The sequence below is a fragment of the Streptomyces sp. N50 genome, from assembly GCF_033335955.1.
Taxonomy (GTDB): Bacteria; Actinomycetota; Actinomycetes; order Streptomycetales; family Streptomycetaceae; genus Streptomyces.
In genome coordinates this window covers 7,430,514-7,450,315 of sequence record NZ_CP137549.1, presented here as the reverse complement: position 1 = coordinate 7,450,315, position 19,802 = coordinate 7,430,514, and the positions used below count along the sequence as shown (strand labels likewise).

Below are 19,802 nucleotides of genomic sequence, written 5' to 3'. Positions count from 1 at the left end.
ATGAGCACCATCACGACCGAGGAGCTCTCGGCCACCACGCTGCTGCGGTTCGCCACGGCGGGCTCCGTCGACGACGGCAAGTCCACTCTGGTCGGGCGGCTGTTGCACGACTCCAAGTCGGTGCTGACCGACCAACTCGAAGCTGTACAGCGGGTGTCGGCCGATCGCGGGCAGGACGGCCCCGACCTCGCGCTGCTCACCGACGGTCTTCGGGCCGAGCGGGAGCAGGGCATCACGATCGACGTGGCGTACCGCTACTTCGCCACCCCCCGACGCCGGTTCATCCTCGCCGACACGCCCGGTCACGTGCAGTACACCCGCAACATGGTGACGGGTGCCTCCACGGCCGAGCTGACGGTGATCCTCGTCGACGCCCGCAACGGTGTCGTCGAGCAGACCCGGCGGCACGCGGCGATCGCGGCGCTGCTGCGGGTTCCGCACGTGGTGCTCGCGGTCAACAAGATGGACCTGGTCGAGTACAAGGAGACCGTGTTCGCCGCGATCGCCGAGGAATTCACCGCGTACGCCAGTGAGTTGGGCGTCCCGGAGATCACCGCGATCCCGATCTCGGCGCTGGCCGGCGACAACGTCGTGGACCCGTCCGCGAACATGGACTGGTACGGCGGGCCGACCTTCCTGGAGCACCTGGAGTCGGTGCCGGTCGCCCACGACCTGAGCCACTGCCATGCGCGGCTGCCCGTGCAGTACGTGATCCGGCCGCAGAGCGCCGACCTCCCGGACTACCGGGGGTACGCGGGTCAGATCGCGGCCGGCAGCTTCCGCGTCGGCGACCCCGTGACCGTCCTGCCCTCCGGGAGCACCACGAAGATCTCCGGCATCGACCTGCTCGGCAAGCCGGTCAGGATCGCGTGGACCACGCAGTCGGTGACGATCCTGCTGGAGGACGACATCGACGTCTCGCGCGGCGATCTCATCGTGCCCAGCAAGGACGCCCCGGCGACCACGCAGGACATCGAGGCGACGGTCTGCCATGTCGCCGACGCGCCGCTGACCGTGGGCCACCGGGTGCTCCTCAAGCACGGCACCCGCACGGTGAAGGCGATCGTGAAGGACATCCCGTCCCGGCTCACGCTCGACGACCTGTCCCTGCACCCGCATCCGGGACAGCTCGTCGCCAACGACATCGGCCGGGTGAAGATCCGCACCGCGGAGCCGCTGCCGGTCGACTCGTACGCCGACTCGCGCCGTACGGGCTCGTTCATCCTGATCGACCCGGCGGACGGCACCACGCTCACCGCCGGCATGGTCGGCGAGTCGTTCGCGGCGCCGGAGCCGGTCAAGGACGCGTCGGACGAAGACGGTTGGGATTTCTGACCATGAACTCCACTGATTTCTACTCCACGTTCGCGAAGGAGGGCGGCCGCGTCGGCAGCGGCGCCCTCGGCAGCGGGCAGGGCGGGGTGGCGCGATGTGCGTGCTGACGTACGCGCACTGCCTGCGCGCCCAGTCCCCCCACCCGACGTCCCGGACGCGACGAAAACGAAGACCTGCCGACCTCCCGGCCACGACCTGAGACCGTGACCGCCGGGCCAACGAGAGGAACACCTCCCGTGCCTGCCACTCGCTCGACCTATCTGCGTCGCGGCATAGCCGTGTTCGCCGCGCTCCCTCTGCTCACCCTCGCCGCCTGCGGTTACGGGTCGGACTCCAAGAGCACCAACTCCAAGGAGAAGGTGGCCGCCGGGTCCTCGAAGATCGAGGGTCTCGCCTCCGTGAAGATCGGCTACTTCGGCAACCTGACGCACGCGACCGCGCTGGTCGGCCGTGAACAGGGCCTGTTCCAGAAGGAATTGGGCGCCACCAAGGCGGACTACGCGACCTTCAACGCGGGCCCCTCCGAGATCGAGGCGCTCAACTCGGGCTCCATCGACATCGGTTGGATCGGCCCCTCCCCCGCGATCAACGGCTACACCAAGTCCGACGGCAAGAGCCTGAAGATCATCGGCGGTTCGGCGTCGGGCGGCGTGAAGCTGGTCGTCAACCCGAAGAAGATCAAGTCCCTGAAGGACGTCAAGGGCAAGAAGATCGCGACGCCTCAGCTGGGCAACACGCAGGACGTGGCGTTCCTCAACTGGATCGCGGACCAGGGCTGGAAGGTCGACGCGCAGAGCGGCAAGGGTGACGTGACCGTCGTCCGCACCGACAACAAGATCACCCCGGACGCCTTCAAGGCCGGCTCGATCGACGGCGCCTGGGTGCCGGAGCCGACCGCGTCGAAGCTGGTGGCCGAGGGCGGCAAGACGCTCCTGGACGAGTCGTCGCTGTGGCCCGACAAGAAGTTCGTGATCACGAACATCATCGTGTCGCAGAAGTTCCTCAAGGCGCACCCGAAGGTCGTCGAGGCGGTCCTGAAGGGCTCGGTCGCGGCCAACAAGTGGATCAACGCCAACCCGACGGAGGCGAAGGCCGCGGCGAACAAGCAGCTGGAGGCCGACTCCGGCAAGGCGCTGCCCGCCAACGTCCTTGACCCGGCGTGGAGTTCGATCCAGTTCACCAACGACCCGCTGGCCTCCACCCTCAACACCGAGGCGGCGCACGCGGTCAAGGCCGGTCTGCTGGAGAAGCCCGACCTCAAGGGCATCTACGACCTGACGATCCTCAACAAGGTCCTCAAGGCGGACGGCGACAGCACGGTCGACGCCGCCGGCCTCGGCACGAGCTGACCGAGGGATCCCGATGACTTCCCAGGAGGTGACGACCATGGCCACGACCCTCGCCAAGGAGACCACCGCGTCGGTCGAGCACGCGGCACGCCTTGAGCATGTCTCGAAGTCCTTCGCGACCCCGGGCGGGCAGCAGCTCGTCCTGGACGACATCAGCATCGATGTCGCGCCGGGCGAGTTCGTCACCCTCCTGGGGGCCTCGGGCTGCGGCAAGTCCACCCTGCTGAACCTGGTGGCGGGCCTCGACAAGCCCTCCGCCGGGTCCATCACGACGGACGGCCGTCCCGCGCTGATGTTCCAGGAGCACGCCCTGTTCCCCTGGCTCACCGCGGGCAAGAACATCGAACTCGCCCTGAAACTCAGGGGAGTTCCGAAGGACGAGCGGCGCGGCAGGACCGAGGAGCTGCTCGAACTGGTCCGGCTGCAGGGCGCGTACGGCAAGCGGGTGCACGAGCTGTCCGGCGGTATGCGCCAGCGCGTCGCCATGGCCCGCGCGCTCGCCCAGGAGAGCCGCATCCTGCTGATGGACGAGCCCTTCGCGGCGCTGGACGCCATCACGCGGGACGTCCTGCACGACGAACTCACCCGTATCTGGGGCGAGACGGGCCTGTCCGTCCTGTTCGTCACGCACAACGTGCGCGAGGCGGTACGGCTCGCCCAGCGGGTCATCCTGCTGTCCTCGCGGCCCGGCCGGATCGCCCGCGAGTGGACGGTCGACATCCCGCAGCCGCGCCGCATCGAGGACGCGCCCGTGGCCGAACTGTCCCTTGAGATCACCGATGTACTGCGTGGGGAGATCCGCCGTCATGGCCAGCACTGAGACGACGACGGTCAAGGACGGCGGCAGCGTCGAAGCCGGCCTGGACGCACTGGAGTTCACGGCCACCGGCCGGCCGAGTCTGCGGCAGACCTTCGTCAACAAGATCTTCCCGCCGATCGTCGCGCTCGCGGTGGTCATCGTGGTGTGGCTGATCCTGACGCCGATCGTCGACGACCCGAGCAAGCTGCCCTCGCTGAGTGCCGTGGGCGGCGAGTTCAAGGACGCCTGGCTGAAGGGTGATCTGCTCGGCTACATCTGGACCAGCGTCTCGCGCGGTCTGCTGGGCTTCTTCTTCGCGCTGCTGATCGGCACCCCGCTGGGTCTGCTGGTGGCGCGGGTGAAGTTCGTGCGCGCGGCGATCGGCCCGATCCTGTCCGGCCTCCAGTCGCTGCCGTCGGTGGCGTGGGTGCCGCCGGCCGTGATCTGGCTGGGCCTGAACAACTCGATGATGTACGCCGTGATCCTGCTCGGCGCGGTCCCCTCGATCGCCAACGGCCTTGTCTCCGGCGTCGATCAGGTGCCGCCGCTGTTCCTGCGCGCGGGCCGCACGATGGGCGCGACGGGCGTCAAGGGCGTCTGGCACGTCACACTCCCCGCCGCGCTCCCCGGCTATGTGGCGGGCCTGAAGCAGGGCTGGGCGTTCTCGTGGCGCTCGCTGATGGCGGCCGAGATCATCGCGCAGTTCCCGGACCTGGGCGTGGGCCTCGGCCAGCTGCTGGAGAACGGCCGCACCAACAGCGACATGTCCATGGTCTTCGAGGCCATCATCCTGATCCTGTTCGTCGGTATCGCCATCGACCTGCTGATCTTCAGCCCGCTGGAGCGGTGGGTGCTGCGCAGCCGCGGTCTGCTGGTGAAGAGCTGAGCTGATCCCCATGCACCAGAAGCCGGTCCTCCTCGTCATCGCCCACGGCAGCCGCGACCCGCGGCACGCCGCGACCGTCCACGCCCTCGTCCGGCGGATACGGTCGCGACGGCCCGGCCTGCGCGTGGAGACCGGCTTCCTGGACTTCAACATCCCTTCCGTGCAAGGCGTGTTGGAGTCCCTGGCCGCGGAGGGCGTACAGGACGTCGTAGCACTCCCCCTGCTCCTGACCCGTGCGTTCCACGCGAAGGCGGACATCCCCGCGGTCCTGCGGGACGCGCCGCCGCAGCTGCGGATCAGGCAGGCGGAGGTGCTGGGCCCGTCCCCGCTGTTGGTGCGCGCGCTCGAACGACGGCTCTACGAGGCCGGGTTGACGCCCGCCGACAAGTCCACGACCGGAGTCGTGCTGGCCTCGGCGGGGTCCACCGACCCGGAGGCGATCGCGGTGATCGACGGCCTCGCGCGGGCATGGTGGCGCACCGGGTGGCGTGCCGTACGGCCCGCGTTCGCCTCGGCGGCGCTCCCCCGCACCGAGGACGCGGTCCGCGAACTCCGGGCACTGGGCTGCGAACGCGTCGCGGTCGCGCCGTACGTCCTCGCGCCCGGCTTCCTGCCCGACCGCATCGCGCGGGGCGCGGCGGAGGCGGACGTGCTCGCCGACGTGCTGGGTCCGGCGCCCGAGGTGGCGCGGGTCCTGCTGGAGCGCTACGACGCCGCCCTGGCACCGGCGTTGGCGGCCGTCGGCGCGTAGCGCCTTCACGGTTCCCACCTGCCCGGTTTCCCGGAAAGGGGTCTCCCCGGGCCCCTGGATCTGCTGGGATGGTTCCTCTGAGGGCTAGTGGGGAGCAAGTACACGTGGCGGGTAGGGAGTTCGGGCATTGCGAAGGGCCTGTCCTGGCCCAGTTGCACTACGCGTCGGCGCCGTCCGGCTCCGAGGATCCCGGCCCCCGGTTCACGGCGGTCGGCGCGGAGGTGGAGCCGGGAGTGCTGAGGGAGGCCGAGCGGCTCCTCGGGTACGAGCCGCCGCCCGACAGCCCGCAACAGGCCGACGCCGAGCAGCTCAAGAGGTTCCCCACGGTCTTCGGCTTCAGTGAACTCGCCGACGGCGGACGGATGTTGAGCCGTTCCGTGTGCACCGGCACGGACTGGGCCGGGGGCCCGGTCTCCTTCCACACGCACGCCGTCCTGCTGCCGGCCGGGACCCGGTTGCCGGACGGTGTCCTGCCCATCTCCACGTGGGAGTCCCCGCGTTGGGCCGAGTCGACTCCCCCGGACGGCGGGCCCGGTCCCGTCGACCGGGTCGAACCCTCCGGACTGCTGCGCAAGGAGGCGCTGGTCCCGTTCGCGGTGTCCCGGGCCGATCGGCTCGCCGCGTTCTTCGCCGATCTGCGGGCGGTGGCGGCGGACCCGGGTGCCGGGCAGATCGTGGTCGTGGAGCACGACAGTGCCGACGTGGCCCGGTGGGTCGCGCTCGCCTGCACGGTCCTGCCCCGTGAGCAGGCGCACCGGCTCACGTTCACGACGTACACCCGCGACCCCCGGGAGGCCCGCCAGCAGCTCGTCGGCGCGCTGCCGTCCTCCGAACCCGTCGCCGACGACGAGCGCTACCGCGTGCACAACTGCACCGGCCGGCAGCCGTCCGGGCCGGTCGCGGACACCTGGGCCGAGGTGTGCGCCCGCGTCTGGCGTGCGGGCCGCCCCGACCTGTTCCACAACGACCCGGAAGATCTGGGCCCGTTGGCCGTGTCCGCTCTGGTCGAGGGCATCGAGCTGCGCACGGACGCCCGTGCGGCGGCGGCGAGTTGGGCGGCCGGGCGGGTGGACGTACTGCCCGACGACACCCTGAACGCGCTGGTCGCCGGGTTGTGCGGCGGCCCGGTGCCGCACCTGGGCTCACCCTCGGAGACCCTGCCCGGCGCGGCCGAACAGATCGCCCTGGCCGCGCTGTTGGCCCGGCTGGACGGACGGGTGACGGCCGCGGTGTCGGCGCCGCTCGCCGCGCGGGTGCTGGCCTCGGCGGTCCTCGCCCATGGGCCGGTGCCCGCGCTGCGCGCCGGGTCGCTCACCGCGCGGGCCCATGACGACCTGGCCCGCGATCTCGCGCCCTCGCTGCGGGCGGGTATCGCGGACCGGGCGGAACCGGCCGCCGGACGGCCCCTGGCGCTGCTGCGGGCCGCCGATCTGCTCGACGTCGACTGCCAGGACGAACTGCCGGAGCTGGCGGGGCGGTTGGCGCGGGAGCTGGTGGACGCGTCGGCCGAGTCTCCGCCCGGGGTCGCGTCCGGTGCCGTGGGCTGTCCGCCCGCGCTGCTCGACGCGGTGCACACCCATCCCGGGCTGCGGGTCGCGCTGTTCGGTTCGCTCGACGCCCTCGCCGCCGCCGAACCGGCGCCCGTGGCAAGGGTGTTGGAGGGCTCGGGACTGCCGCTCGATCTCCAGCAGTCCGGTTTCCCGCATCTGCGGATGTGTGTCGCGCCCGCCGAGACGGACGACCGGCTCGACCGGTTCCGCGGTCTGCTCCGCACGGCCGGGGTCTCGCCGCTCGCCGATCCGGCCGTACTGCGCACCGCCCTCCGTCTCACCTGGCCCGGCGGTGAGCTGCCGACCGGTCAGCAGGCGGGCCTGCTGCTGAAGGAGCTGGGCTCCGACACCCATCGCGCCGCCGGTACCCGGGAGTTGCTGATCGAGGCGGCGCTCGCCGCTCCCCCGGACGACCCCGGCACACCCGCGCTCGCCACCGATCTGCTCCGCTGCTTCACCACGGAACTCGGGCCGGGCCGGCGCACCGCCCTGGTCCTGCTGGAGTTCACCGGGCTGCTGAGCACCGAGAGCGAGGGCGAGGAGTGGGTCGGCCGGGTGCTGGACCTGACGTCGGCTGGCGCCGCCGATCCGGTGCCGGACCCGGTCGCCGAGCGCGCCTTCCGGACCGTCGCGTGGCGACTGCTGGAGGGACCGGCACCGGAGAACGAGCTGTACACGCTGGCCCGTTCGGCCGAGCCGCGCCTCCTCGCCGCGTACGAGCGGGCGGCCCGCTCGGAGCAGGTCGGCGAACGGCTGCGGAGCGAACCCGCGTATGTCGCCGACCGGTTCTGCGACTGGACCGCGTTCCCGGGAACGTATCCGGCCTGGGACGAGACCCGAACCGCCCTGCTGGCCAAGGTGTTGCGACCGGCCGTGCGAGCTCTGTCCGGCCCGGACCAGGGCGCGGTCGAGACGGCACTCGACCGTGCGGCCCGCGGCAAACTCGACGCGTTCCGCGCCTGGAACCGCCCCGGCGCACTGGGACGCCTCGCGGGAAAGCTGGCGGGACGGGGTCGGCGCGCCGGATAACCCGGCGGTCGATGGGGAGGTGCCGCCCGAAGTCCGGCACTCCCCTGTGATGTCGGACCCCGGACGGCCCGTCCGCAGTGCGGCCCCCGGCGGCATGAACATGATCGCCGGGGTCGCTTTCCGTACTGCGTCGCGCGCCGCGTTTATGTCACTGCGCGACGACAACCGCCCCGACGCCCACCGCTGACGACGGTCACCGGGCTCAGTCGAAGGACAGCCCCCCGGTGCGTGTCCGCTTCAGCTCGAAGAAGTCGGGGCACGTCGCCAACACCCGGAAGCTGTCGAAGAGTTCGGCCGCCTTCGCGCCGCGCGGGATCGCCCGCAGTACGGGCCCGAACCACACCGTCCCGTCGACATGCAGGGTCGGCGTCCCCACGTATCCGCCCGACTCCGCCTCCACGCCCGCCTCATGGCTGCGGCGCACCGCGTCGTCGTACGACACGTCGTGGGCGGCGTCGGCCAGTTCGGCGGGGAGTCCGAGTTCGGCGAGGGACTCGGCGACGACGGCGTCGAAGTCGTCGTAGCGCCGCTCGTGGATGCGGGTGCCGAAGGCCGTGTAGAGGTCCCGGAGGACCTTGTCGCCCTGCTGTTCGGCGGCGGCCACGGCGACGCGGACCGGGCCGATGGACTTGTCGACCAACTCCCGGTACCAGTCGGGGAGTTCGTTGCCCGTGTTGTGGAAGTAGAGGCTCATCGCGTGGAAGTGGAGGTCGAGCGGGCGCTCGCGCTCGACCTCCAGCAGCCAGCGGGAGGTGATCCACGCGAAGGGGCAGGCGGGGTCGAAGTAGAAGTCGACGCGGACCGGGTTGTCGTGACTCATACGGACAACGGTAGCCACCGATCAGACCGATCGCCCGGCCCAATACGGCACTCTCTCACTGGTCCACTTCGGTCGTGACCCGCTGCCTCGGGTTGCGCCCGCTGGACGCGAGGGCGCGTTCGAAGACGGGGGCGTCGGCCGGTACGGGGACCGGGTCGGCGAAGCCGTCGTACTGGCGGTAGAGGTCGCCGTGCTTCTCGACCACGGCCAGGACCAGGCCGGCCGCGCCGTCCGAGACGGTGTACTGCTGGCCGGTGGCCGTGGCGACGTCCCAGCCGTGGACCGCCAGCTCCTTGATGATCATCGAGGCGATCTCGTCGGCCGGCATCTTCGCCATCCCGAGGTCGACCTCGCCCTCCCACACCGCCGGGTCGGCCCGGGCGGCGACGGCCCGGTCCAGCTGGGCGGCGTACGCGGCCGCCCAGTCCGGGTCGGCGGTGAAGTCGCGCGCGGTCAGCTCCTCCGGGAGCTGTGTGCGCAGGGCACGGTGTTCCAGGCCGTGCGATGTGTAGAGAACCCAGTGGTTGACCATCGCGCGGACATCCCAGTCGGGGCAGTGCGTGGGGTCGTCGAGCTGGGTCGCACGGACACCGCGCGCGACACGGGCGGCCTCGGCGGCGCATTCGATCATGTACGGGTGCAGGTCGTGGTTGCTCAGGTCGTGGTTGCTCATGCCCTCCACGCTAGGGAGGGCGCCGTCAGGACTCTTGAACAAACGCGACAGCGTCGTCGGCGAGACGGATCAGCTCGTCGAACGGCAGCGAACCAGGCGTCCTGCGCTCGCGCGCGAAGGTGTTCGCGAGCCGTTGCAGCAGGTCGTTGAGGGGGGTCGGTACGCCGTGCAGCCGCCCCAGCAGCGCGATCTCACCGTTGAGGTAGTCGGCCTCGATGGTGCCGGTGCCCCGGTTCAGCGACTGCCAGGAGGAACCGCCACCGCGCGGCGCGCCGTCGATCTCCACGAGCTGGATCTTGTCGCCGCGCGCCTCCTTCTCCTCCTCTGCGCCCGCGTACGCGATACCGGCCGCGTCGAGCACGGCCGCGCCCTCGGCCCGCACCCGCCGGTAGAACGCCAGGTGGTCCTCGGTGTCGCGCACCTCGGCGACCGCCTCGATCGCGTTGCCGAGATTGCTGAGCAGCTTGGCGTACTGCCAGCGCGTCACGTCCGGCACGACCGGCGCCTCGAACCGCGACTTCTCCAGGTCCGCGGCGATCAGCCGGGCGGTCTCGTCCGTGCCGTGCGGATAGCGGCCGAGGTGCAGGATGCCGGTGAGCGGGGTGCCCTCGGCGGCGACCACACCCGGTTCGACGAAGGTCGCGGGCAACCAGACGCAGACGCCGTAGACCCGCCGGAAGCGGCGCAGTGCCAGCCGCTGGCTCTCCACGCCGTTCTGCGCGCAGAGGATCGGCAGCCGCTCGGCGGCCGTGCCGCCGCCGGTGACCGGTGCCAGGCCCCAGAGCGCGAGCGCGGCCTCGCTGTCCTGCGTCTTGACGGCGAGCACGAGCACGTCGTCGGTCCTCAACTCGCCCAGTTCGGCGGGGTCTTCGACGACCGGCAGCCGATACGTCGACTCCCCGTCCGGCACCTTGAGCCGCAGCCCGTGCCCGGCCAGCGCCGCCCGCTGCGCACCCCGCGCGACCAGCACGACCTCGCACCCCGCCCCGGCCAGCCGGCCACCGATGGCCCCGCCGACCGCCCCTGCTCCGATGATGATGTAGCGCATACCCAGGAGCCTCGCACAGCCGCGTGTAGCCGCCATTGACAATCTCGTGAACTCTCCACGGGGCCGGTCGCCGGCGCCTCGCCGGGATCGCCCTCAACTACCCGTCAGCTCCACGAGTTTGAGGACCGTGTTCCAGTTGCGGGACGTCGCGATCAGGCCCTTGTTCAGCCGCGGCCGGGAGAGTTCCGCCGCGAGCTTGGAGCGGCCGAGGCCGTCGGGAGCGTAGAGGTACAGGGCGCGGTCCCCGAGGCGGAACTCCTCGGGGAGGTACGCGGGTTGGTCGATCTCCGCGAAGCGGTCCTCGGCGACCGGCGCCGAGCAGTACGTGACGTGAAGTTGCTTGCCCTCCAACTCGGCTGCCGGGAAAGGGCAGTTGTCGGCGATCGCCTTGAGGTAGGCGTGGTCGCGGACGATGACGTCGACCGTGAAACCGAACCGCTTCTCGATCGCCTGCGCGAGCTCCGCCGCGAGGGACTCCCCGTCGCCGTGGCCGCTCGCGAACACGGCCTGGCCGCTCTGCAGATAGGTGCGGACGTCGTCGTGCCCGAGGCCTTCGAGGAGCGTGCGCAGCTCTGCCATCGGGAGCTTCTTGTTGCCGCCCACGTTGATTCCGCGCAGGAGCGCCGCATACGTCGTCGTCATCCGCACACCATAGAGCGGCCTTCGTGCCCCGTGGGGGTGGGCACGACGGCCGCTCCATGTGGTGTGCGGGTGTCCGCTCCCTGTGAGGTGCGGGTGTGCGGAAACTCTGGCGGATGAGGCGGCTCCGGATCAACACCTACAGGCACACCTACCTCCACCTGTGACTTGTTCAACAAGGTTTCGTAATAACAAAGCGGACCCCGCCCGACGCATCGGACACCCTGATCACCACCCCCGAGCCGCACCGATAGATGTAGGGGGCCGCCGTCCTCCCCAGTACTGAGGGCTCGCTGTCCGTGCGGAGGAGCCGGTCGGCCAATACCTCACCGGTCAGCACGAGGAGACGCTCTTATCCCGCACATACCTTCGAACCATGAGGTGGCGGCAGGGGGCTGTCACCGTGCACAAGGGGGCAAGCCCGTCATGGGGAACGGAGATTCGCGGGTACGGGGGCTCGCCGCCCGGGCCGGCGGCTGGAGCGCCCGGCACCGCTGGGCCGCGGTCGGCATCTGGGTGCTGTTCGTGGTGCTGGCGATGGGGATCGGTTCGGCCGCGGGCCGTGTCGACGTCGACGAGAGCGACCAGCTGAAGGGCGAGACGCACACCGCCGCCACGATCATCGACGACGCCGGGATCAAGGAACCGGCCGGTGAGACCATCCTGATCCAGTCGAAGGACGCGTCGGTCACGTCCGCCGACAGCGAGTTCCGCTCCACGGTCACCGCGGTCGTCAAGGCCGTCGAGGGGACCGGCCGGGTCGCGGACGTGACCTCGCCGTACGACACGAAGACGATCTCGAAGGACGGCCGGAGCGCGCTCGTCCAGTTCGACATGCGCGGCGACGCGGACACCGCTGGCGACCGGGTGGAGCCGGTGCTGAAGGCCGTCGCCGGGGTGCAGAAGGACCATGGCTCGCTGCGGATCGAGGAGATCGGCGGCGCGAGCATGGCGAAGCAGTACTCCGACGCGTTCGGCAACGACTTCAAGAAGGCCGAGTACTCCGCCGTACCGGTCGCCTTCGGCATCCTGCTGATCGCCTTCGGCGCGCTGGTGGCGGCGCTGCTGCCGGTGGCGCTGGCCCTCACCGCGATCATCGCGACGATGGGCCTGATGGGTCTCGTCAGCCACATCCAGCCGATGAGCGACACCGCCAACTCGGTCATGCTGCTGGTGGGGTTGGCCGTCGGTGTCGACTACTGCCTGTTCTATCTGCGCCGCGAACGCGAGGAGCGCGAAGCCGGCCGGGACGCCGGGGCCGCGCTCCGGATCGCCGCCGCGACCAGTGGCCGCGCCATCATCGTCTCCGGTGTCACGGTGTGTGTGGCGATGGCGGGCATGCTGTTCACCGGGCTCGCCGAGTTCGAGGCGATGGGCCTGGCCTCGCTGATGGTCGTCGCGGTCGCCATGGTCGGCTCGGTGACCGTACTGCCCGCGCTGCTCTCGCTGTTGGGCGAGCGGGTCGAGAAGGGCCGCATCCCGTTCCTGCGCCGGCGCGGCCGCCGGGGCAACGGCGAGAGCCGGTTCTGGACCGCCGTCCTCAAGGGTGTGCTCGCCAAGCCCCTCGTCTCCGTGCTCGTCGCGGCCGGCGCGCTGCTCGCGATCGCCGCTCCCGCGGTCGGCATGAAGACCGAGAACCTCACCCTGGACCAGGAGTTCGGCAACTCCCTCCCGATCGTGGGGACTTACAACCGCGTCAACGACGCCTTCCCCGGCGGCTCCGACCCGGCCGAGGTGGTCGTCAAGGCGAAGGACATCAACTCCCCTGAGGTCAAGCAGGCGTTGGCCGACTTCAAGGCGCGGGCGGTCAGTTCGGGTGCCTCGCGCGGCCCGGTCGACATCAAGCTGCACGACGCGCAGAACGTCGCCTTCGTCTACGTCCCGCTCGTCGGCGGCTCCGACCAGGACAAGGCCGCGAAGAGCCTGGAGAAACTGCGCGACGAGGTACGGCCCGCCACCCTCGGCAAGGTCGACGGCGTCCAGGCACCGATCACCGGAAACGTCGCGGGATCGAAGGACTTCAACGACCAGCTCCTCGGATCGGTCGTCCCGGTCTTCGCGTTCGTCGTGGTCTTCGCCTTCCTGCTGATGCTGCTCTCGTTCCGCTCACTGACGGTCGCGATCACCTCGATCGTCCTCAACCTCCTTTCCGTGGGCGCCGCCTACGGCATCCTCGTCGCCGTCTTCCAACACGGCTGGGGCGCCTCACTGGTGGGCGCGGAGGGGGTCGGCGCGATCGTCACCTGGCTGCCGCTGTTCCTCTTCGTCATCCTGTTCGGCCTGTCGATGGACTACCACGTGTTCGTCGTCTCCCGGATCCGCGAGGCGCGGCTGCGCGGCCGTTCGACCCAGGACGCGATCCAGCACGGCGTGGTCACCACGGCCGGCGTCGTCACCAGCGCCGCCGTCATCATGGTCGCCGTCTTCGCGATCTTCGGCACGCTGTCCATGCAGTCCATGAAGCAGATGGGCGTGGGCCTCGCGGCAGCGGTCCTCATCGACGCCACGGTCATCCGGGGCGTCCTGCTCCCCGCGGTGATGGCCCTGCTCGGCGAGCGCAACTGGTACTTCCCGAAGTGGCTCCACCGCCTGCCCGACCTCACGCACGACGAGTCCCCTGAGGAGGTCGCGCCAACGCCCACGGTGACGGGCGAGGGCGAGCCCCTGCGGGTGTGAGTCCGCGCGGGTAACTCCCCATGATCGAGGGCCTGTTGGTATCCCGGGGGAACCAGCAGGCCCTCACCCGTGTCCTACGGCAGCTCTTCTACGACGTGAGTTCCCCGTGCAGGCGCAGCCAGTGATCCGGAGACACCTCGCCGACAAGGACGCGTGGGTCGAGCCTCGCGGCGCGGAACGCGGCGCCCACGCGGCGCCTCGGGTGGGCCCGGCGCAGCGAGGCGTGCAGCGAGCCGCCCACTCCGGAGAAGCCCAGCTCGACCAGGTGCCGCCAAGCGGGCAGCTCGGCCGGTTCGAGCAGCGGCTCTCGGCGCCGTTCGATCCGTACGATCCCGGCGTCGACGCGCGGCACGGGGCTGAACCGGCGCCGGTCGACCCGGCCGACCAGCCGCCACTCGTAGCGGGGCCAGCTGCGGACCGTCAGCAGGGTCCAACTGCCGTAGTCCCCGGTGCGTTTGCGGGCGTACTCGAGTTGGGTGAGCAGGGTGGCGTCGGTGAGGGCGGGGGCGCGCAGGCACCAGTCGACGATGTCTGCGGTGCGGGAGAAGGGGACGTTTCCGGCGACCGCGAAGGGGGTGCGTGGGGGGCGGGTGTCCATGAAGTCACCGGCGATCACCCGTACTTGGGGTGTGGTGCCGAAGCGGGTGCGGAGTTTCGGCACGAGGCGGGGGTCGATCTCGTGGGCGTGGAGTTCGTGGCAGTGGGGGGCGAGTTTCGCGGTCAACGCGCCTTTTCCTGCGCCCACTTCGAGGAGGAGCGGGACCTGGTGGCCGTGCGGGACGGCCAGGCGGGCTACGTATTCGGCGGTGGCGTGGTCGGCCAGGAAGTTCTGCGAGAGCGCGCGGGAAACGGGGGTGGGGCGGGCCATGGCCTGCGGTCCTTGTCTTCCGTGAAGGGCATACGGGCAGACGAAGGCCCCGACCGGAAGAACAAGGGGAAGTGGAGAAGAGTCAGTGGGCGTGCGCGCCCGGGCCGGTCAGGGCACCGGGGCTGCGGCGGATGCGGATCGCATGCGGGCAGCTCCGGTTGAGACCGGAGTTCACGATCGCGTTCGCGGCGGACATGGGATCACGGTAGGTGGCGGGGTTGGGGTGGGGCAACGGGGTTTTCGCGGAGGGGAGCGCCCTCTGGGGAGGGGAGTGCGGTTGTCTGGCGGGTGCGGGTGCGCTGTGGCTGGTCGCGCAGTTCCCCGCGCCCCTGAAAGCCCTCGTCAGCGTTGGTATCTCGCCAGGACCAAGTTGCCGTCTTTCTCCAGGCGTTGGCGTAGTTCGGCGAGGGTGATTGCTCCGCTGTAGTACTCCTGGAAGGCCGGGGTCGCCACCTTGTCCTTCCACTCCGGGTAGCCGCGTACCGACTGGGCGGGGGCTGAGGCGAGGTCGGTGGCGAGTGCCGTGCCGGTTGCCCAGTCGTCCTTGGTGGTGTGCAGAGCCGGGTCCTTCAGGGCCTGGGTTCCGGTGGGGAGCATCCAGTCGCCGAGGGCCAGGCGGACCATGTTCTTGGGCTGGAGGAGGAAGGCGATGAACTCGGCGGCCTGCTTCTTGTGGGGGCTGTCCTCGGCGATGGACAGGGTCTGTGGGCTGACGCCCTGGGTGAGGCCGTCGGCGCCTGCCGGGGCGGGCAGGACCTGCCAGTCGAAGCCCTTGGGGGCCTGCTGCACGATCTGCTGGCGGTAGGAGAAACCGAGCGGGATCATCGCGTACTTGCCGCCGAAGAACCCGGGGAGCGTGTCCGAGCCGCCGCTGCCGAGGGTCGTGGGTGAGGCGCTGTGGTCCACGTCCACCTGGTCGTGGACCGTGCGGGGGACGACCTGGTCGGCCTTGTCGAAGCGGACGGTCACCTTGCCGTCCGTGCCCCGGTGGAACAGCTCGCCGCCCGCCGACAGCGACAGGTTGAGCGTGGCTGACACCGGCTCCTTGAGCGGCCAGGCCACTCCGTACTTGCCGTTGCCGCTCAGGCGTCGGGTGATGGCCCTGAACTCGGGCCAGGTCCAGGGGTGTTCGGGGGTCGGGATGCGTACGTCCGCCTTCTTCAGCCAGGTGGCGTTGGCGATGAGTACGCGCGGTTCCTGGAGGAACGGCACGCCGTAGATGCCGTTCCCGAAGGTCGTCGTAGCCCAACTCCGTTGCGGGATCTCTGACTTGAGACGAGCGGGGAGCAGGTCCCGGAGGTCGGCGAGGTAGCCGCCGTAGGCGAAGTCCGCGAGGTCGTCGGAGGCGTCGTGGATGATGTCCGGGGCCTCGCCGCCCTCGAAGGAGGTGAGGAGCTGGTCGTGGACGCTGTCCCAACTGCCCTGCACGTACTCGACCTTGACGTCGGGATGGGTGGCGTTCCACTCCTTCACCAGTTCCTTGTTGGCGGTGACGGACTCGTCCTGCCAGGCCAGGGACTGGAAGCGGAGGGTGATCCGGCCGTTCGCGGAGTTGCTTCCGCCGCCTGTGCAGCCGGCGAGGAGCAGAGTCAGGACCAGGGCGAGGATCCAGCGCGCTCGCATCAGCTCTTCACCGCCCCGGTCAACATGCCGCCGGTGATACGGCGTTGGATCAGCGCGAAGACGATGAGGGAGGGGAGGGTCGCGAGGAACGCGGCTGCGGCCAGCGGGCCGAGGTCCGCCACGCCCTCCGCGCCGATGAAGTGGGTGAGGACGACCGGGAGGGTCTGTTTCTCGGGGGTCTTGAGCAGGACCAGCGCGAAGAAGAACTCGTTCCACGCCGTGACGAAAGCGAAGAGCGCCGTCGCCACGATCCCGGGTGCGAGCAGGGGTGCCGTCACCGACACCAGCGTGCGGAGCCTTCCGGCGCCGTCGACCGCCGCCGCTTCCTCCAACTCCGGTGGTACCGCCCGGACATAGCCGACCAGCATCCACAGCGCGAACGGCAGCGACCATACGACGTAGACGAGCACCAGCCCGGCCAGGGAGTCGATCAGCCGCAGGTTCTTCAGCACCAGGAACAGCGGGATGATCACCAGCACGAACGGGAACGCCTGGCTGACCACGACCCAACCGGTCGCTGCTCGCGCGAGCAGTGTGCGGCGCCGGGCCATGACCCACGCCATCGGTGTCGCGATCACCACGGCGATCAGCGCGGCCCCGAGCGCGGCGAGCAGGGAGTTCAACGCGGCGTGCAACAGCGGCTGTTCGTCGAAGGCCTGGCGGAAGTTGGCGAGGGTGGGGTGCCTCGGGATCCAGGTGGGGTGCAGACTGCCCAGCTCCTGCGGGGACTTGAACGCGGTGGAGATCAGCCAGAGGAGGGGGAAGGCCAGGAAGACGAGATACGCGAGCAGGGCCACGTATTGGCCTGCGCGGGCGCCGGTGCTTGTCCTCATCCCTGATGTGTCGCTGGTTCTCATGAGTCGTCGCCTCCCCTCAACCGGCCTGCGAGGAAGACGGCCAGGAGCACCGAGATCACCGCGACCATCACGCATCCCATCGCCGCCGCGTAGCCGAACTGGCCGTAGCGGAAGGCCTCTTCGTAGGCGAAGAGCATGGGCAGCCGGGTGCGGCCGCCGGGTCCGCCGTTGGTCAGGACGTAGACCAGGGCGAAGGAGTTGAAGTTCCAGATCAGGTTGAGCGCCGTGATCGCCAGCGCCACCGGTCTGAGGGCGGGCCAGGTGACCGTGCGGAAGCGGCGCCAGGCTCCGGCGCCGTCGACCGCCGCCGCCTCGTGGAGTTCGCGCGGGGTGTTCTGCAGTCCGGCGAGCAGGGCGACCGTGGTCTGCGGCATGCCGGCCCACACGCCGACGACGATCACGGCGGGCAGCGCGGTCGTCAGGCTGCTGAGCCAGTCCCGGCCGTTGCCGAGGCCGAGGTGGTGCAGGGTCTCGTTGAGGATGCCCGCGTCCGGGTTGTAGACGATGCGCCACATGATGCCGACGACGACCTCGGGCATCGCCCACGGGACGATCGCGAGGGCGCGGGCGAGCCAGCGCATCCGCAGGTCCTGGTTGAGGAGGAGGGCCAGGCCGAGGGCGAGCAGGAACTGGGGGACCGTGACCCCGACCGCCCAGACCAGTCCGATCCGGAACGACTCCCAGAAGAGGGTGTCGTGCAGCAGGTCCCGGAAGTTGAGACCGCCGATCCATTGCGTGGGCGCGGTGCGGCCCGACTGGGAGTCGGTGAAGGCCAGCAGGATTCCGTAGAGGAGGGGGCCGACGCTGAGCACGAGGATCGGGATCAGGGCGGGTAGCACCAGGAACCAGGCCGCGTGGTCGGGAGCGCGTCGCTGCCGGTCCCGGCTCGGCGCGCGGCTCGGTGGTCTCCTTGGCTCCGTCACCGATACCCCCGTCACCGATGTCATGGAATCAGCCCCTTTGCGCGGCCCGGTCGGGCCCCGTCATGGTCGTGAACGCCTTGTGCCTCGTCAAGGCACCTCGCATGCCGTCCCACCTGTGCGAATGCGACACTGGCCGTCGGATGGCGGGAACCCGACGCCGTCCGCACACGCACAGGGATCACTCGGAGGCGGACGATGGACGAGGCACGGGCCCGGGACGTACTGGCCGCGGCGGACGTACTGCCCGGCGCGGCGCGGGACGCGCGGCTCCTCGCCCTCGGCGAGAACGCGGTGTTCGCCGCGGGTGACCTGGTCGTCAAGGTGGGTCGTGACGCGGAACTCCTCGACCGGGCCCGGCGCGAGCTGGATGTCGCGCTGTGGCTTGCCGGGTCGGGGGTGCCCGCGGTGCGGGCCGCCGAGCCGGAAGCACGGCTGGTCGAGGGGCACCCGGTGACGGTGTGGCACCGGCTGGCCGATTCCGTACGCCCGGCCGAGCCCCGGGATTTGGCCGAACTGCTACGCCTCGTCCACGCCCTTCCCTCCCCCTCGTTCGGCCTTCCGCCCCGTGAGCTGCTGGGCGGTGTGGAGCGGTGGCTGCGGCTTGCCGGTGACGCGATCGATCCGGCGGATGCGGCGTATCTGCGCGAGCGTCGGGACGGGTTCGCGGCTGCCGCCGCCGCGCTCACGCCGCGTCTGACGCCGGGGCCGATTCACGGTGACGCGTTGCCCCGCAATGTGCATGTCGGGCCGGACGGGCCGGTGCTGGTCGATCTGGAGACCTTCTCCTCGGATCTGCGTGAGCATGATCTGGTGGTGATGGCTCTCTCGCGCGACCGGTATGCGTTTCCGGCTCGGGCCTACGACTCGTTCGTCGAGGCGTATGGGTGGGATGTGCGGGAGTGGGACGGGTGTGGGGTGCTGCGGGGTGCCCGGGAGACGGCCAGCTGTGCGTGGGTTGCTCAGCATGCGCCGAGCAACCCCGAGGCGCTGGTTGAGTTTCGGCGGCGGGTGGGGTCGTTGCGGGACGGGGACGAGACTGTGCGGTGGTTTCCGTTCTGAGCGCCTATTGCACGAGGGCTGCTGGGTATCTGGGCGGCTGCCGGTCCGTTGTGGCTGGTCGCGCCCACGCGGCGGAGCCGCATATCGATACAGCCCCGCGCCCCTTTCGGGGCGCTTCTCCTCGGGGCGCTGCCCTAGCCGCCGGGTCAGACCGTCTCGTCCTCCAGCTCGCGGAGCGGCCACGTGCCGTCTACCACCGCGTCCTGGTCGCCCTTGCGGCGTAGGAAGCTCTGGAAGTCGGCGGCCCATTCCGCGTACCACTCGATCTGGCGGCGGTGGAGCTCGGCCGGGCCGAGGGCGGCGACCTTGGGGTGGCGGTCGGCTATCGCGCCGGCCAGGCGGGCGGCGGCGAGGGCGTCGGCGGAGGCGTCGTGGGCGGAGTCGAGGACCACGCCGTACTCCTGGCAGACCGCTTCGAGGTTGCGCTTGCCTCGGCGGTAGCGGTCGACGGAGCGGTCGATCGTGTAAGGGTCGATGACCGGAGCGGGCTCGGTGCCGCCCAACCGGTCGCGCAGGGACGGGAGTCCGTGGCGGCGCAGCTCGGCGGAGAGCAGGGTGAGGTCGAAGGCCGCGTTGTAGGCGACGACCGGGACGCCCGTCTTCCAGTAGGTCACGAGGACGTCGGCGATGGACTCGGCGACCTGGTCGGCGGGGCGGCCCTCGGTGGTGGCCCGTTCGTTCGTGATGCCGTGCACCGCGACGGCGTCCGCCGGGATCTCGACGCCCGGATCGGCCAGCCACTCCTTGCGGCCTATCGGGCGTCCGCCCCTGACCTCGATGACCGCGCCCGTGACGATGCGCGCCTCGCGCGGCTCGGTCCCCGTCGTCTCCAGGTCGAAGCCGATGAGCAGCTCCTGGTGCCAGGCCATGACGGCCCCCCTTCTCGGTGGTGCTTTCCCCCAGTGGTCTCCACGATC

Annotated in this window: 17 protein-coding genes; 8 read left to right on the top strand and 9 right to left on the bottom strand. The window is 70.5% G+C overall.

What is annotated here, in order from left to right; all coding sequences use genetic code 11:
- The 6 genes from R2B38_RS33255 (at nucleotide 1) to R2B38_RS33230 (ending at nucleotide 7,699) form a co-directional block, all read left to right on the top strand.
- The gene (locus R2B38_RS33255; protein ID WP_318019511.1) at nucleotides 1-1,335 is read left to right on the top strand and encodes a sulfate adenylyltransferase subunit 1; all 1,335 of its coding nucleotides are present in this window, start codon (nucleotides 1-3) and stop codon (nucleotides 1,333-1,335) included.
- 236 nt (nucleotides 1,336-1,571) lie between these two features.
- Nucleotides 1,572-2,684 (top strand): aliphatic sulfonate ABC transporter substrate-binding protein, encoded by a 1,113-nt coding sequence (locus tag R2B38_RS33250; protein ID WP_318019510.1) that lies wholly within the window; start codon nucleotides 1,572-1,574, stop codon nucleotides 2,682-2,684.
- Nucleotides 2,685-2,721: 37 nt separating this feature from the next.
- Nucleotides 2,722-3,504, top strand: coding sequence for an ABC transporter ATP-binding protein (locus tag R2B38_RS33245; RefSeq protein ID WP_033281515.1), 783 nt, complete (start codon nucleotides 2,722-2,724; stop codon nucleotides 3,502-3,504).
- Nucleotides 3,491-4,369 carry an ABC transporter permease gene (locus tag R2B38_RS33240; protein ID WP_033281514.1) on the top strand — a complete coding sequence of 293 codons (879 nt, stop codon included), beginning with the start codon at nucleotides 3,491-3,493 and terminating at the stop codon, nucleotides 4,367-4,369. The genes R2B38_RS33245 and R2B38_RS33240 overlap by 14 nt, the downstream gene beginning before the upstream one ends.
- Nucleotides 4,370-4,379: 10 nt before the next feature.
- Nucleotides 4,380-5,120: a sirohydrochlorin chelatase gene (locus R2B38_RS33235; protein ID WP_318019509.1), complete on the top strand. Its 741-nt coding sequence runs from the start codon at nucleotides 4,380-4,382 to the stop codon at nucleotides 5,118-5,120.
- Between the two features lie 104 nt (nucleotides 5,121-5,224).
- Nucleotides 5,225-7,699 carry a GTPase-associated protein 1-related protein gene (locus R2B38_RS33230; RefSeq protein WP_318019508.1) on the top strand — a complete coding sequence of 825 codons (2,475 nt, stop codon included), beginning with the start codon at nucleotides 5,225-5,227 and terminating at the stop codon, nucleotides 7,697-7,699.
- Nucleotides 7,700-7,901: 202 nt separating this feature from the next.
- Here R2B38_RS33230 and R2B38_RS33225 read toward each other — a convergent pair whose 3' ends face one another.
- The 4 genes from R2B38_RS33225 to R2B38_RS33210 form a co-directional block, all read right to left on the bottom strand.
- The gene (locus R2B38_RS33225) at nucleotides 7,902-8,519 is read right to left on the bottom strand and encodes a DsbA family protein (protein ID WP_318019507.1); all 618 of its coding nucleotides are present in this window, start codon (nucleotides 8,517-8,519) and stop codon (nucleotides 7,902-7,904) included.
- A gap of 55 nt (nucleotides 8,520-8,574) precedes the next feature.
- On the bottom strand, nucleotides 8,575-9,192 hold the full coding sequence (locus R2B38_RS33220; protein WP_318019506.1) for a TIGR03086 family metal-binding protein: 618 nt from the start codon (nucleotides 9,190-9,192) through the stop codon (nucleotides 8,575-8,577).
- A gap of 25 nt (nucleotides 9,193-9,217) precedes the next feature.
- Nucleotides 9,218-10,240 carry a ketopantoate reductase family protein gene (locus R2B38_RS33215; RefSeq protein WP_318019505.1) on the bottom strand — a complete coding sequence of 341 codons (1,023 nt, stop codon included), beginning with the start codon at nucleotides 10,238-10,240 and terminating at the stop codon, nucleotides 9,218-9,220.
- A 93-nt stretch (nucleotides 10,241-10,333) separates the two neighbouring features.
- Entirely contained in the window at nucleotides 10,334-10,882 is a 549-nt protein-coding gene (locus R2B38_RS33210) for a DUF1697 domain-containing protein (RefSeq protein ID WP_318019504.1), read from the bottom strand.
- Between the two features lie 423 nt (nucleotides 10,883-11,305).
- Here R2B38_RS33210 and R2B38_RS33205 point away from each other — a divergent pair, with 423 nt between their 5' ends.
- Entirely contained in the window at nucleotides 11,306-13,555 is a 2,250-nt protein-coding gene (locus R2B38_RS33205; protein WP_318019503.1) for an MMPL family transporter, read from the top strand.
- 88 nt (nucleotides 13,556-13,643) lie between these two features.
- Here the strand turns inward: R2B38_RS33205 and erm are convergent, their stop codons facing one another.
- From erm to R2B38_RS33185, 4 genes are all read right to left on the bottom strand, one after another.
- A complete protein-coding gene (erm, locus tag R2B38_RS33200) occupies nucleotides 13,644-14,423 on the bottom strand; it encodes an ErmE/ErmH/ErmO/ErmR family 23S rRNA (adenine(2058)-N(6))-methyltransferase (protein WP_318019502.1) in 780 nt (259 codons plus the stop codon).
- Nucleotides 14,424-14,765: 342 nt separating this feature from the next.
- Complete coding sequence (locus tag R2B38_RS33195; RefSeq protein WP_318019501.1) at nucleotides 14,766-16,046, bottom strand: sugar ABC transporter substrate-binding protein; 1,281 nt, start codon at nucleotides 16,044-16,046, stop codon at nucleotides 14,766-14,768.
- Nucleotides 16,046-16,879 carry a carbohydrate ABC transporter permease gene (locus tag R2B38_RS33190; protein ID WP_318019500.1) on the bottom strand — a complete coding sequence of 278 codons (834 nt, stop codon included), beginning with the start codon at nucleotides 16,877-16,879 and terminating at the stop codon, nucleotides 16,046-16,048. The genes R2B38_RS33195 and R2B38_RS33190 overlap by 1 nt, the downstream gene beginning before the upstream one ends.
- Nucleotides 16,880-16,899: 20 nt before the next feature.
- The gene (locus R2B38_RS33185) at nucleotides 16,900-17,850 is read right to left on the bottom strand and encodes a sugar ABC transporter permease (RefSeq protein ID WP_318019499.1); all 951 of its coding nucleotides are present in this window, start codon (nucleotides 17,848-17,850) and stop codon (nucleotides 16,900-16,902) included.
- Between the two features lie 171 nt (nucleotides 17,851-18,021).
- Between R2B38_RS33185 and R2B38_RS33180 the strand changes: the two genes are divergently transcribed.
- Nucleotides 18,022-18,885 carry an aminoglycoside phosphotransferase family protein gene (locus tag R2B38_RS33180; protein WP_318019498.1) on the top strand — a complete coding sequence of 288 codons (864 nt, stop codon included), beginning with the start codon at nucleotides 18,022-18,024 and terminating at the stop codon, nucleotides 18,883-18,885.
- Nucleotides 18,886-19,031: 146 nt separating this feature from the next.
- On the opposite strand, the gene R2B38_RS33175 is transcribed toward R2B38_RS33180, so the two are convergent.
- On the bottom strand, nucleotides 19,032-19,754 hold the full coding sequence (locus R2B38_RS33175; protein ID WP_318019497.1) for a 3'-5' exonuclease: 723 nt from the start codon (nucleotides 19,752-19,754) through the stop codon (nucleotides 19,032-19,034).
- Nucleotides 19,755-19,802 lie beyond the last annotated feature (48 nt).

Excerpts from the sequence above, each read along its gene's own strand:
- R2B38_RS33255 (WP_318019511.1), top strand. The coding sequence starts at position 1 with ATGAGCACCATCACGACCGAGGAGCTCTCGGCCACCACGCTGCTGCGG.
- R2B38_RS33245 (WP_033281515.1), top strand. The coding sequence starts at position 2,722 with ATGGCCACGACCCTCGCCAAGGAGACCACCGCGTCGGTCGAGCACGCG.
- R2B38_RS33240 (WP_033281514.1), top strand. The coding sequence starts at position 3,491 with ATGGCCAGCACTGAGACGACGACGGTCAAGGACGGCGGCAGCGTCGAA.
- R2B38_RS33235 (WP_318019509.1), top strand. The coding sequence starts at position 4,380 with ATGCACCAGAAGCCGGTCCTCCTCGTCATCGCCCACGGCAGCCGCGAC.
- R2B38_RS33225 (WP_318019507.1), bottom strand. The coding sequence starts at position 8,519 with ATGAGTCACGACAACCCGGTCCGCGTCGACTTCTACTTCGACCCCGCC.
- R2B38_RS33220 (WP_318019506.1), bottom strand. The coding sequence starts at position 9,192 with ATGAGCAACCACGACCTGAGCAACCACGACCTGCACCCGTACATGATC.
- R2B38_RS33215 (WP_318019505.1), bottom strand. The coding sequence starts at position 10,240 with ATGCGCTACATCATCATCGGAGCAGGGGCGGTCGGCGGGGCCATCGGT.
- R2B38_RS33210 (WP_318019504.1), bottom strand. The coding sequence starts at position 10,882 with ATGACGACGACGTATGCGGCGCTCCTGCGCGGAATCAACGTGGGCGGC.
- R2B38_RS33205 (WP_318019503.1), top strand. The coding sequence starts at position 11,306 with ATGGGGAACGGAGATTCGCGGGTACGGGGGCTCGCCGCCCGGGCCGGC.
- erm (WP_318019502.1), bottom strand. The coding sequence starts at position 14,423 with ATGGCCCGCCCCACCCCCGTTTCCCGCGCGCTCTCGCAGAACTTCCTG.
- R2B38_RS33195 (WP_318019501.1), bottom strand. The coding sequence starts at position 16,046 with ATGCGAGCGCGCTGGATCCTCGCCCTGGTCCTGACTCTGCTCCTCGCC.
- R2B38_RS33190 (WP_318019500.1), bottom strand. The coding sequence starts at position 16,879 with ATGAGGACAAGCACCGGCGCCCGCGCAGGCCAATACGTGGCCCTGCTC.
- R2B38_RS33185 (WP_318019499.1), bottom strand. The coding sequence starts at position 17,850 with ATGACATCGGTGACGGGGGTATCGGTGACGGAGCCAAGGAGACCACCG.
- R2B38_RS33180 (WP_318019498.1), top strand. The coding sequence starts at position 18,022 with ATGGACGAGGCACGGGCCCGGGACGTACTGGCCGCGGCGGACGTACTG.
- R2B38_RS33175 (WP_318019497.1), bottom strand. The coding sequence starts at position 19,754 with ATGGCCTGGCACCAGGAGCTGCTCATCGGCTTCGACCTGGAGACGACG.